At 69.5% G+C, this 12254-nt stretch carries 12 protein-coding genes and 1 pseudogene; 3 read left to right on the forward strand and 10 right to left on the reverse strand.

Translation table 11 applies throughout. The features are described 5' to 3' along the window. The 3 genes from AB1460_RS32245 to AB1460_RS32255 form a co-directional block, all read right to left on the reverse strand. Nucleotides 1–1030: ABC transporter permease (locus AB1460_RS32245; RefSeq protein ID WP_368965902.1), on the reverse strand; the 1030-nt coding region annotated here is incomplete at its 3' end. A gap of 7 nt (nucleotides 1031–1037) precedes the next feature. Continuing rightward, nucleotides 1038–2612 (reverse strand): ABC transporter substrate-binding protein, encoded by a 1575-nt coding sequence (locus AB1460_RS32250; RefSeq protein WP_368965903.1) that lies wholly within the window; start codon nucleotides 2610–2612, stop codon nucleotides 1038–1040. Nucleotides 2613–2741: 129 nt separating this feature from the next. After that, complete coding sequence (locus AB1460_RS32255; protein WP_368965904.1) at nucleotides 2742–3401, reverse strand: ferredoxin; 660 nt, start codon at nucleotides 3399–3401, stop codon at nucleotides 2742–2744. Between AB1460_RS32255 and AB1460_RS32260 the strand changes: the two genes are divergently transcribed. Both AB1460_RS32260 and AB1460_RS32265 read left to right on the forward strand, forming a co-directional pair. Next, the gene (locus tag AB1460_RS32260; RefSeq protein WP_368965906.1) at nucleotides 3333–4301 is read left to right on the forward strand and encodes an AAA family ATPase; all 969 of its coding nucleotides are present in this window, start codon (nucleotides 3333–3335) and stop codon (nucleotides 4299–4301) included. The genes AB1460_RS32255 and AB1460_RS32260 overlap by 69 nt on opposite strands. Before the next feature lie 209 nt (nucleotides 4302–4510). Next, a complete protein-coding gene (locus AB1460_RS32265; protein WP_368965908.1) occupies nucleotides 4511–4903 on the forward strand; it encodes an SCO5389 family protein in 393 nt (130 codons plus the stop codon). Between the two features lie 104 nt (nucleotides 4904–5007). Here the strand turns inward: AB1460_RS32265 and AB1460_RS32270 are convergent, their stop codons facing one another. From AB1460_RS32270 to AB1460_RS32295, 6 genes are all read right to left on the reverse strand, one after another. Further along, nucleotides 5008–5988 (reverse strand): metal ABC transporter permease, encoded by a 981-nt coding sequence (locus tag AB1460_RS32270; RefSeq protein WP_368965910.1) that lies wholly within the window; start codon nucleotides 5986–5988, stop codon nucleotides 5008–5010. After that, entirely contained in the window at nucleotides 5985–6785 is an 801-nt protein-coding gene (locus AB1460_RS32275) for a metal ABC transporter ATP-binding protein (protein WP_368965912.1), read from the reverse strand. Before AB1460_RS32275 ends, AB1460_RS32270 begins: the two co-directional genes overlap by 4 nt. Beyond that, nucleotides 6782–7654 (reverse strand): metal ABC transporter solute-binding protein, Zn/Mn family, encoded by an 873-nt coding sequence (locus AB1460_RS32280; protein ID WP_368965914.1) that lies wholly within the window; start codon nucleotides 7652–7654, stop codon nucleotides 6782–6784. Before AB1460_RS32280 ends, AB1460_RS32275 begins: the two co-directional genes overlap by 4 nt. Nucleotides 7655–7983: 329 nt before the next feature. Then, complete coding sequence (locus tag AB1460_RS32285; RefSeq protein ID WP_368955985.1) at nucleotides 7984–9039, reverse strand: LLM class flavin-dependent oxidoreductase; 1056 nt, start codon at nucleotides 9037–9039, stop codon at nucleotides 7984–7986. A 1343-nt stretch (nucleotides 9040–10382) separates the two neighbouring features. Beyond that, nucleotides 10383–10688, reverse strand: coding sequence for a hypothetical protein (locus AB1460_RS32290; protein WP_368965916.1), 306 nt, complete (start codon nucleotides 10686–10688; stop codon nucleotides 10383–10385). After that, nucleotides 10685–11005 (reverse strand): ArsR/SmtB family transcription factor, encoded by a 321-nt coding sequence (locus tag AB1460_RS32295; protein ID WP_368955987.1) that lies wholly within the window; start codon nucleotides 11003–11005, stop codon nucleotides 10685–10687. Before AB1460_RS32295 ends, AB1460_RS32290 begins: the two co-directional genes overlap by 4 nt. A 155-nt stretch (nucleotides 11006–11160) precedes the next feature. On the opposite strand from AB1460_RS32295, the pseudogene AB1460_RS38445 reads away from it, so the two are divergent. Beyond that, nucleotides 11161–11462, forward strand: a pseudogene (locus AB1460_RS38445) (hypothetical protein); the annotation flags it as partial. A gap of 216 nt (nucleotides 11463–11678) precedes the next feature. Here the strand turns inward: AB1460_RS38445 and AB1460_RS32305 are convergent. Then, on the reverse strand, nucleotides 11679–12254 hold a 576-nt coding region (locus tag AB1460_RS32305; RefSeq protein ID WP_420497430.1), incomplete at its 5' end, for an AAA family ATPase.

The raw sequence follows: 12254 nt of genomic DNA on the forward strand, positions 1-12254 counted from the left end.
CGGCTGGCCCACGGTGGGCTGCCGGTCGTCGCGCTCGCCGCCGGCAGCACACTGCTGACCAGCGGGGTCGGAGTGGTCGTCGGGATGGCGACCGCGGGTCGATCAGGGCACCGATGACGTCTCCTGTCAGCAGGCCGCCGAGCGCCACCGCGCACAGCGCCAGCGACAGCCCTTGCACCATCGGGACGTCCCGGTTGCCCACCGCCTGGGCGAGCTCGAAGCCGATCCCCGGATAGTTGAAGATCGACTCGACCACGACGGCCCCGCCGATCAGCCCCCCGAAGAGCACCGCCACGATCTGCACCGTCGGCGCGAGCGCCGGCGGCAGCACATGGCGGACGGCCAGCCGCACGCCGCGGACCCCCCGCATCCGGGCGGCAAGGATGTAGGGAGCGGCGCCGACATCCAGCGCGGAGGATCGCAGTAGCCGGGTCGTGCTCGCCGCCGCGAGCACCGCCAGCGCCGCCACCGGCAACACCATCACCTCCGGGCTGTTCCAGGGCCGCTCGCCGAGGCCGACGAGCGACACCTCGGGCAGCAGGTCAAGCAACACGCCGAACACCCAGACGAGCAGGGCGGCCGTCACGAACTCCGGCAGCGCCACCGCCACCAGGGCCCCCAGCGCGATGACCCGGTCGACCCGACCACCCGGGCGGGAAGCCGCCAGCAGCCCGGCGACGACCGCCACCGGAACACCGGCCACCAGCGCGCTCACCGTCAGCGCGAGGCTGTTCGGCAGGGTGTCGACAAGCACACCCGACACCGGGCGCCCGCCGACGTAGCCGGTGCCGAGATCACCGCGCAGCGCGGCACCCGCCCAGTCGAGGTAGCGGGCAGCCGCCGAACGGTCCAGCCCGAGCTCGGTGCGCAGCGCGTCCCGGTCGGTCTGGGTCGCGTCAGTGCCGCCGAGGACCCCGGCGGCGTCGCCCGGCAGCACGTCCGTGGCGAGGAAGATCATCACGGACAGTGCCACCAGGGCCAGCGCGGCCGCGGCCACCCGCCGGGCGACCAGGCTCAGCAGCCAGGACACGCCGCGGTCACGCCAGGTAGGTCTGGGAGAAGTTGGTGAACGGGTCGTCGACGATTCCCCGCACGTTCGCCTTCTGCCCGATGACCGAGGGAACGAGGACCGGAATGATCTGGTTTCCCTCGTCCCAGAGGATGCGCTGCGCGGCCGTGGCCGCGCTGCGCCGCGCGTCGGCGGAGGTGGCACTGCGGGCCTGCACCACCAGCTGGTCGACATCCGGCCGGTTGAACCCGAAGGCCGAGGGCGCGCCGCCGGCCCGCGTCGACGCGTAGTTCGACAGCGGCGGCACCGGCGGGCTGTAGCTCGCCGCGAACGGCAGCTTCACGTAGGCGGCGAAGTCGGAGAACAGCTGGCCCGGGGCCCGCTGGTCGAGCTTCGCCGCGACCCCGATCTCCTTGAGGTTCTCGACGAACAGCGTCGCCGTCTCGGCCATGCCCGACATCTCCGGCGCGGTGGTCAGGGTGACCTCGAGGCCCTCGGCTCCCGCCTCGGCGAGCAGCTTCCTCGCCTGGGCGGTGTCGCGGACCCGCTGCTCGATGCCGTCGGCGTAGTCGGCGAAGCCAAGCCCGGGCAGGTCGTTGCCGACGAAGCCGCGCCCGAACAGCACCGTGTCGACGATGCCCTTCCGGTCCACCGCGAGCTTGAAGGCCCGGCGGACCCGGACGTCCTGGAACGGTGCGAAGGAAAGGTTCATCGCGAACGACAGCTGGGTCGCGTAGGGCAGCTCGGAGGTGACCACCGTGAACGTGCCGTCACCCTCCAGCGTGCGGGCTGCGACCGGACCGATGTCACCGGCGAGATCGATCTGCCCGCCGGTCAGCGCGCTGGCCCGCGCGGTGCTGTCGGCGATCGTGCGCAGCTCGAGCCCGTCCAGGTACGGCCCCCCGCCGGCCGCGAGCCCCACGTAGTCGTCGTTGCGCTCGAAGGTGGCGCCCCGGCCGGGTTCGAACGCGGTGAGGCGGAAGGGGCCACAGGTCGGCATGCCGACAGTGAACTCCCTGGTCCCGTCCTTGAAGATGAGCGTGCTCTGGCAGAGGATCAGCCGGCCGTCCGCGATGGGAGCCTTCGTCGGCAGCTCCAGGGTCCGGTCGTCGACGATCCGCGCCGACTTCAGATCGAAGTTCTGGCCGGGCGGCTTGAGGAACGGCAGCGAGCCGAGCGTCACCGGGGCGTTCAGCGAGTACAGGACGTCCCGGGCCGTCACCGGGGTGCCGTCGGTGAACGTCGCTCCGACCCGCAGGCGCAGCGTGTAGGTCGACAGGTCCGAGGAGGTGTCGATCGCCTCCAGCACCTCGTAGCGCACGCCGTCCGCGGCCTGCGGGTCGAGGATGCCCAGGGCGCCGTGCATACAGCGCGCACGGATGTAGTCGAGCGGTGTCGGGCCCATCAGGAAGTTCAGGGTCTCGGCCGACCCCCCACCGACGAACGCCGCCCGCAGGGTGCCGCCGGCCTTCGGTGACGCGGAGGCGGCCGGGGCCGGGGCCGGTGTTTCGTCGTCCTCTGCACAGCCTGCGAGCCCCGCCCCACCCAGGAGACCCAGGACAGCCCCGGACCGCAACAGCGTCCGTCGGTCGAGTGTGTACACGCACGTCCTCCATTTCCGTGGCACCCCCCACGGATGCCGCGCAGCACGAGAGCACGGCGTCACGCGACACCCGCGCAGCCGTGCACGAAGCAGAGTTGTGTCCGATGAGTCGCGGCTCTCCGGATGTGGTCAGCGAGCGGGCCGGGCGGGCCCGTCCGAACGTCCTGCGAGGGAGACCGCCCCGGACGGACAGCGGTCGGCGGCCCGCCGCAGGGTCGACCATCGCCCGGACGATGGCTCGCCCGGGAGTACGACGACCGTTCCCGTCGCCGGATCCTGGTCGAAGACGTCCGGGGCGGCCCGCACGCACTGCCCCGCCCCGATGCACCGATCAACCTGAACCCTGAGGACTGGTGGACCGTCCCCGTCCACATCGCCGGGTTCCACATCCCCGTGCTCGGTCGCCTCGCTGACCTTCACGCACCAACCGTATCGGTAACGACTGTCATTTTCAATATATGTGTGCGTGAGGCGACCGCTTCGACCGGCCGCCACAACTCGGCGGATGCCTGCCAGCCACCGAAAATGAACACCGTTATCCTTGCGATGGAGCTGCGAACCGCCGGGGCGTCTGCGGTCGCACGGCCCCTCCAGGGCCGTGGATGCGACAGGCGGGACCAGTGGCTCGTGTTCCCCCGAGGTCCAGCCGGCCGGTGTCCCCGACCGTGGGCTCGTCCATCCTGTTCGCGGCAGCGCCGCCACGACATCGAGGAACACCGCATGAAGATCGCTTTCGTTGGCAAGGGGGGCAGTGGCAAGACCACGCTGTCCTCGCTCGTTGCCCGGCACCTGGCCGGACGCGGCCGAACCGTGCTGGCGCTTGACGCCGACATCAACCAGCATCTGGGGGTCGCTCTCGGCCTCGACGAGAGCGCGGCCGCGGCCATCCCCGCCCTCGGTGATCACCTTGAGGAGATCAAGGAGCATCTGCGCGGCGAGAACCCCCGCATCCCGGCAGCCCGGGAGATGGTCAAGACGACCCCGCCCGGCACCGGATCACGCCTGCTGGCCGTCGCCGGGCCCAGCCCGCTCCACGACCGCCTCAGCGTCGAGGTGGGCGGAGTGCGCCTCATGGTCACCGGCGCGTTCACCGAGGAGGACCTGGGCGTCGCCTGCTACCACTCGAAGGTCGGCGCTGTCGAGCTGCTGCTCAACCACCTGGTCGACGGGCCCGGCGAGTACGTCGTGGTCGACATGACCGCCGGTGCCGACTCGTTCGCCTCCGGGCTGTTCACCCGGTTCGACCGCACCTTCCTGGTCGCCGAGCCCACCCGCAAGGGCGTCGCCGTCTACGAGCAGTACCGCGGTTACGCCGCCGACCACGACATACCGATCTCCGTCATCGGCAACAAGATCCACGATGACCGCGATCTCGCTTTTCTCCGCGACCGCGTCGGCGACGACCTGCTCGTCCACCTGGGCCAGTCGGCTGCGGTCCGAGCCATGGAGCAAGGCCAGCCCGCGGGGTCGGTCGCCCTCGAACCCGCCAACACCGCCGCCCTGGACCGCATCTGTGCCGCCGTCGACGACACCGCACGCGACTGGGACCGGCTACACCGGCAGATGATCGAGTTTCACGTGAAGAACGCCCGCTCGTGGGCGAACAACACGGTCGGCATCGACCTCACCCGGCAGATCGACCCCGGATTCCGCCTGGATCTCCAGGCGGGGATCACGGTCACTGCGTGATTCGCCATGTCACCCGGCTGGTGGGGTGGCGGGGCGTAGATCGGACTGGCCTACCGTCAAAAATTGGAGAAAAACGACATAGTCCACAAACCCGCGCACGGGCACCACGCATCGGCAGTTTCCGGCACGACGGTTTCCGAAGTCGAGTCGGCTACCCCGATGGCCGTTACTGTCGAAGCGGTCGTGTTTCTACCATTTTGGAGGCCCTGATGTCCCTGACGGTGTCGCCCGAACTCGTGCAACAGGCCAGTGAGGGCTCGGTCGACGAGGCGGATTTTCTCGCCTGCGTCCGCACTTCCCTGCCGTACGCCTACGAACTGGTGGGACGGCTCGCCGGCGAGCTTCCGGGTCAGCCTCGCGACTTTGCCGACAACCAGATTCCGCCGGCGGACGCCGGTGAGCAGGGCCAGCTTCTGCGGGCGATGGCGAGTACCGCGATACGCGAGGCTCTGGAGCGGCACTTCGCGGTGAAGCTGGCATTCCAGAACTGTCACCGGGTGGCGGTCTTCCGCCCGGAATCCGTGGTCGGCGAGCAGTATCGGCGTTTCATCTCGAGGGAAAGTCAGGTACTCAACCAGCAGCCGGAGTTCGTCGACTGCTGAGAGTTCGTCGACCGATGTGAAAAAGCGACGGGGCTCGGGGTGGCGTCGGGTGCCGGCTCTTCTCCCGGGCCCCGTCAATCTTCAACAACGATTTCGCGGGGCCGTCACTCCGTGCGGATCACGGTCTCGGGCGGTGCGTGGAGGCCGACGGCGGACGGGTGTAGCCGCGGCCCGGTGACGGGCCCCCTCGCCAACGGCTGATCTTCCAGGCTGGTCTGCTCGTGGCGGTCCGAACGGTGCCCTCGGCGCGATCGGACACCCCGGATGGCGGCGAAGATCCGGCATCCGAGGTAGAAGGCGAAGGACAGGGTGGTGATGTAGGGGCTGATCGGGAGCGTGCCGCCGAGGGCGAGCAGGATCCCGCCGACGGTGGACACGGTCGCGAACAGCACCGACAGCGCCGTGGCCAGGCCCCGGCGGGCGGTCACCATCGTCGCGGCCACGCCGGGCGTGCAGATCACTGACAGCACGAGCAGGGCGCCGACGATCTGGATCGCGGCGGCGACCGTGGCACCGAGCAGCAGCATGAAGGCCGGCCCGAGCAGGCGCAGCGGAACTCCCCGGGCGGTGGCGACTTCCGGGTCGAGGCTGGCGAAGGTCAACGGCCGCCACAGCACCGCCAGGGCGGCGAGCACGACCGCGGCGATGGCGGAGAGCACGGCGAGCCGGGAGGCGTCCACCGCCACGATCTGGCCGGTGAGCAGGCCGAACTTGTTCGCGGCCCGTCCCTTGTACAGGGCGAGGAACAGGACACCGAGGCCGAGGCCGAAGGGCATGAGCACGCCGATGACGGAGTTGCGGTCCCGGGCCCGTTCTCCCAGCAGCCCGATCAGCAGTGCGGCGAGCAGCGCCCCGATCAGCGAGCCGGTGACGACGTTCGCGCCCAGCAGGAGGAAGCCCGCCGCACCAGCGAAGGACAGCTCACTCACGCCGTGCACCGCGAACGCCAGGTCCCGGTAGGTCACGAAGACGCTGATCACACCGCACACGACACCGAGGACCGCCCCGGCGATGATCGAGTTGTGGAGCAGGGAGAGCAGCTCGCCGTAGTCGTCGAAGACGAACATCCGCTCCCACAGGCTCATCGGACCGCCTGCAGGTCGCGAGGGCTGTGCGGAACCCCGCTGATGAAGATCCGGCCGGCGGACCAGTCGACCGTGACATTCGTGTCGTGCAGCGCGGACAGGCTCTCCGACGCCAGGATGTCGGCGGCCGACCCCAACCCGAACCCGCCACCGGCGAGGTACAGAACACGGTCGACGTACGGGAGGACCGGGTTGATGTCGTGCGTGACGAAGACGATCGCGGTGCCGTGGGTGCGCCGCCGCCGGTCGATCAGGGCCGACAGGGCCTCGCGGCGCGGCGCGTCCAGCGAGGCCAGCGGCTCGTCGCACAGCAGCAGCACCGGATCGGTCGCCAACGCCTGAGCGACCCGGACCCGCTGCAGCTCGCCGCCGGAAAGCTCCGCCACCGCCCGGTCGGCCAAGGCGGTGGCATCGACCGCCGCGAGCGCCTCACCGACCCGGTGCCGCGGGGTGCGGGAGGGCCAGCCCGGACCCCACCGACCTCCGTCCAGGCCGAAGCGCACCAGTTCGCGGACCAGCACCGGGGCCAGCGGCGCGGTCGCCCGCTGCTGGGGCACATAGCCGATCCGGCCGCTGCCTCGCCGCGGTGGCTCGCCATCCACTGTGATCACGCCCGTGCGTAGCGGGTGAAGCCCGAGGGCCACCCGCAGCAGGGTGGTCTTGCCGGCCCCGTTCGGGCCCAGCACCGCCAGAAACTCGCCCGCAACCAGGTCCAGGTCGAGTCCCGACCACAGGCTGCGGGCGCCGTACCCGACCGAGCCGTCCCGGATCCGCAGCACCGGGCCAGGCGAACTCATGCCTTCAGCGCTCCGGCCACCGCGCTCAGGTTCTCGGTCATCCAGGCCACATAGTCCTTGCCCGCCGGCAGGGTTTCGGTCACTGGCACCACCGGTATGTTCGCGGCCTTCGCGGCGTCCAGGACCTTCTCGGTCTCCACCCCGGTCGTCTGCTCGTTGTAGGCGAGCAGCTCGACCTTCCCCTCGCCGAACAGGGCGAGGGTGTCGGCGAGGGCGGCCGGGGGGACGCCCTCGCCCTCCTCGATCGCCTCGCTGAACTCCTCGGGTGTCTCGTTGGTCAGCCCGCACGCCTCCAGCAAATAGAGCGGGACCGGCTCGGTGACCGCGACCCCCGCACCCGCCGCGGTCTCCTTGATCGAGGCTTCGGTGCCCTCCAGTGTCGTCAGTTTCTCGGTGAAGGCCTTCTCGTTGGCCTCGAACTCCGACGCGTGCGCGGGGTCGGCGCTCGCCAGGGCGTCGGAGACCCGGGCCGCGACGGCGGCCACCGTGGGGAAGTCGTACCAGACGTGTTCGTTGAGCTCCCCGCCCGCCGCCGGCTCCTTGCCGGAGATGTCGACGGCGTTGAGGACCGTGGCCTCGGTGTCCGCCGCGCTCAGCATCGTGTCGACGAAGTCGTCGTAGCCGCCGCCGTTCGCGATCACGATCCGCGCCTGCGCAAGCTCCCGCTGGACCCGCACGTCCGCCTCGTAGGAATGCGGGTCCGCGCTGGGATCGTTGATGATCGAGGTGATCTTCGCGTGATCTCCGGCTATCTGCCGGACAACGTCACCCCAGACGTTCGTCGACGCCACCACGGACACCGGGCTCCCACCCGCAGACTCCTGCCCAGCGTCCCCGTCGTCCGACGAGCCGCAGGCTCCCACGCTCACAGCGACTCCCATCATGGCGATCACTGCAACGACTGTCCGCGTACGCATCGACACACTCCAGGCAACATGAAATCGGAAACCATTGCGGTCAAGAGGGACGATACTTCGATGCCGGCCGGACGGGAAAGGCGGCGGCCTCGGTGTTGGTAATGGATCATCAATGTCGCGGTGGTGCGCCTACCGGCGTGACGACCCAACCCACAGTCCTGCGGGCATCACCACCGAACTCGGCCTGTCCGCGTTGCCGGTGCGGCGCCGAGCTGACGCCCGGGGAACTGGCGGCTGGGCCCGGTGGGCGAGGTGGTCGCCCCCGACCGTCCCCTGCGCGGTCACTGGTGGAGTGTCTGACCGCTGGCGCCCAGTAAGGGAAGAACCTCGGTGCCAAGCCTGGCAATGTTGTCGAGGGTGCCTCGTTCGTTGCCGGAGCCTTCCACCATGAGTAGCAGTCGGCGAACACCGGTGCGTTCGACGGTGTCAGCGAGCCGCCGGGCGCATTGCTCAGGTGTGCCGACGGGGTGGATTCGGAGCAGGTGCTCGACATATGCGTCAGCATCGCGTCCTGGGGCGCTGACTCCGTCGATCCGGGTGTAATCGGATGTTCCGCGGGTGATCCAGCCTGGCATCGCGGCGCGCAGCGCGACGGCTGCCTCGGCCCGGCTGTCGGCAACCTGGGCCACGACGACCGCGCAATGGGGGACGGATCGCGGATCGCGGCCGCCGCGGGTGGCGACCTGGTCGTAGTGCGCGAGGAGTCGGGCTTTGCCCATGTCGTCCTGATGCAGGCCGAGCAGGAGCGGCACCCCGCGCACGGCGGCCAGCTCGACCGTGGCGATGGAAGTGGCGGCGACCCAGACAGGAGGACGGGGCTCGGTACGCATCCGCGGCACTACCGGAGTCTCGCGGAAGGCGAAGAACTCGCCGTCCGCGGCAACCCGCTCCGAGTCGAGCCAACGCAGCAACAGGTCAAGAGCCTCGGCGAAGCCCCGTTCGTAACGCGGTAGACCGGTGCCGAATACCTCCAGCTCGAGCCACGGACCGCCACGGGCAACACCGAGCCGAAAGCGTCCGCCCGAAATATGATCAAGTAAGGCGGTCTCCTCACCGAGGGCGACGGGGTGACGGGTGGACAGCACGCAGGCGGCGGTGCCGACCTCGATGCGCCTGGTGCTTCCGAGCACATGGGCGGCGAACGTTATAGCGGACGGGCAGAGGCCGTAGGAGATGAAATGGTGCTCGGCGATCCACACACCATGCAGGCCGGCGTGTTCCGCGGCGACGGCGTAGGCCGCCGCCGCGGCCAGTGTCTCGGCCTGGGACACACCGGGGAACTGCGCTGCGACGAGAAAAACTCCCACCGTGACCGGTGGACCGGCCACCTCACTCACGCCAGATCCCCCCATTCCGCACATCACCCGCGTTGACCTGCGGCGATCACCAGCAGCGACGGCCGTTGCAACGCTCTGACCAGCAGCGATGCGGCATGTGCGGAGAACGGGAGATCCTCCACAGTCGGCCGTCCGAGTACTTTCAGGGCTTTCCGCGCTTCCAGCCCGGTTTCCGGGCCGACGTAGGGAATTCGATTCGTGCCGTGGATGCGGAGGCAGGTCCCGACTCCGCCGACCTCCTCCGATCAGCGAAGCTCCGGGGCTGCCGGTCATGGAGGACCGATATATCGAATATTTTATTCGGTCGCGACAGCGGACGCGGGGTACAAGGAGGGGCGGAACGGACGCGGAGTCTGAGTCGCAGGCGCGTTCGGGCCAGTCCGACAGGAACGGATTGATGACCGGAGGTCGTTCGACGTGGCCGGCGTGCGCGGCCGGCTGGGATGAGCGCGCGTCCGGCAAGGATCGGGATGACGATGGCGCCTGCTCGCGGTGTTCCGACGAGCAGAATCTCGTCGTTGTCCGCCCAGGGTAGCGGCTGCCCTTGACCGGGCAGGAGCGGGATCTCCATCAGCACACGACTGGCGTTCTGGGGGCTGATGACGATGAGCCGGGCGGGTTCGGGGCGGGCGAATGCGTGCTGTAAGCGGGGCGTTGGCGGGGCCCAGCGGGCGGTGAGATGGCGGCTGACCGTCCCGGGCGTAGTCAGCAGTTGGCACATCAGCCGGTGCCGGTGCCGTGAGCAGAGGAGATAGACGGCGGCCGTGACGAACGCGCCGGCCACCGCGATCAGATGGCTGGTGAGCGATGCATCGGGGGTAAGCAACCCGCCGAGGCTCAGCGCTGCGGCCAGGTAGGTGGCCGTTTTCCGGTCGGCTTGGGCGCTGCGGTCAAGCCGACCGGTGACGTCCGGGTCCAAAGCTGCGAGGCGGACCGGCTCCGGCGTGCCGCCGGACATGAGCGGGAGGTGAGGTGGCGGACGGCGCAGGCCAAGGCCTCTCATCTCAGCCACCTCCTGGTCTGCCTGCCCGGTCGCGGTGGGAGCGACCCAGTGCCAGGAGGATAGACGAGGCAGGCCGGGATGGAAACGGTTTCGAGCACGAGAACGGCGCCACGGCACGACGTGTCGTCCTACCCCGGAACAGGCGGCACCCTGCGGATAGGAGAGGAAGCCTGGCAGCAGTCGATCTGATCGTCGGTAGAGTGTTCGCGTTTCCGGCCGCCGTAGGGCAGGCGCCTCGGCGACGACCAGTGCTGCGATGCCTGTCTCGCGTCACCGCAGCGACTGGTACGCCAGCGCCCCTTTCTGGATGCCCTGATGATCCTCGCGTCTCCCGTGAGGGTCAGTGGTCGTCCCAGTGGCCGTCGTGCGCGGCGTGGCGGTGCCCATCGTGGACGTAGTCGACGTGGTCACCATGGGGAACGGCGACGTGCCCGCAGCCCTCGCCGTGGGCGTGGGCGTGGGCGGCGCACTCCGCGTGGTCAGTGGGCTCACACTCGTCGTAGTGGTCATTGTGGACCCGGTGCAGATGGCCATCGTGGACGTAGTCGACATGGTCACCGTGCGGGACGGCGACGTGCCCGCAGCCCACGGCGTGACTATGCTCAGTGGCTGTGTGATGCGGGGCGTGCGCGGTCGCAGTGGTCACTGCTGCTCCTTCTCGGTGTTCTCCTCGCGGGCATGGCGGATGGCGTCGCGGACGATGTGTCGGACATGGTCGTCGGTGAGCTGATAGGTGATCTCCCGACCGCGGCGGGTGGCCGTGACAAGCCCGGCGCCGCGCAGTACCCGTAGGTGCTGGGACATCAGAGACTGGCTGGCCCCGATGGCGGTGACCAGCTCGTGGACGCACCTGGGTCCACCGCCCAGTTCAATCACAACAGCCAGGCGCACGGGCGCGGCCAAGGCCCGTAGTAGCTCCGCCGCCGGCTCAAGGTCGGCGAGTGCTGCTGCCTCCGCTGACACGTGAAGAGATTAGCAACTATTCATGCGTGGGGCCAGGGCGAACCGAGTCACCCGACCTCGACCTATCGCCGGAATGATCGTTTAGTAGGTTGCGGAAAATGGGAAACTGCTCCTGAGCTGGGAGGGCCGGGCTTACTGAGGGCCCGATCCGCCTTGAGGAACGGCCTCACCCCGGTGCCCAGCTACGTGTCACCGACGTCGACGGCAACCAGATCACCGCGCTCGCGGCCAACTCGCGCGACGGTGGGAACCAGAACGGTTACGTCGCCGGCTCTTCTGGCCGGCAGGACGGCTCGCCCGCGACGCCCGTCAGACCACCCTGCCCTGTCCGCCCACCAGCCCTGAGCCCCCACCACGCTATTCGGCACTGGCCGGCGGCGAGGTGGTCGTCAGGGCCTGGTGCACCCGAGCCGCCGTACTGACCCCTCTACTACCAGGCCCTCGCGCGGCAGTGTGATCCACGGACAGTGCTGCGGACCCTCCTGCACGAGCACCATGTGCACGCTGTCGGTGTCGCCCGACCCTGGAAAAGGAGACCGGCCGCCTCGCCCGCGCTGCCGCCCTACGCCACCTCGCACTGGCCGGTGTGCTGACCTCCGACGACGCCACCGGCGGGACGACGCTGATCGCCGAGCAATTGTCAAAACCTGTGGACCGCGTGTGGCGATAGAGATCAACTGAGCTGGTAGTGGCCGTTGGTGATGCCGTGCAACGCGGCTGTGGCCGTGGCTGTGGGGTCCATGTGGCTGGTATCCAGTACGTGTGGTTCGAGGGTGTCGAGGCTGCTGAACTGGTGGTGCAGCGAGCGGATCGGCTCGGGGTCGGTCAACGCGTCGGTGGCGGTCCGGCTGGTCGCGCGGCGCAGCGTCGTCGCCTCATCGGGGCGCAGCACGAGGTAGTGCAGCTCGATGCCGCTGGTCGTGCTCGTGGCACGGAACGTGTCGAGGAACCAGGGGCCGATGATGCCGTCGCAGAGCACGTCGTAGCCACCGGCGGCGTAGCGGAACGCGGTGTGGGCCACCACGTCGATGACGATCGTGTTCTGGTGGTGCGCTTCGGGTAGGTAGGGCGCGATGGCGCCTTGGCGGATGAAGTGCCAGAAGTCGTCGGCGTGGAGGTGCACGCTGAGGGAGAGCTGGTCGGCCACCCGCCGGGCGATGGTGGTCTTGCCCGCGCCAGGCGGGCCGGTCAGCACGATCACTCTGCCGGTGGGTGTGCCTGGGGCGGGGGCTGGCGGTCCCGGTTGGGC

It is taken from the genome of Parafrankia sp. FMc2, assembly GCF_041008525.1.
Lineage (GTDB): Bacteria > Actinomycetota > Actinomycetes > Frankiales > Frankiaceae > Parafrankia.

Bases quoted from the DNA above. Each gene is read 5' to 3' on its own strand.
- AB1460_RS32260 (WP_368965906.1), top strand. From the start codon at position 3,333: ATGAAGATCGCTTTCGTTGGCAAGGGGGGCAGTGGCAAGACCACGCTG.
- AB1460_RS32265 (WP_368965908.1), top strand. From the start codon at position 4,511: ATGTCCCTGACGGTGTCGCCCGAACTCGTGCAACAGGCCAGTGAGGGC.
- AB1460_RS32270 (WP_368965910.1), bottom strand. From the start codon at position 5,988: ATGAGCCTGTGGGAGCGGATGTTCGTCTTCGACGACTACGGCGAGCTG.
- AB1460_RS32275 (WP_368965912.1), bottom strand. From the start codon at position 6,785: ATGAGTTCGCCTGGCCCGGTGCTGCGGATCCGGGACGGCTCGGTCGGG.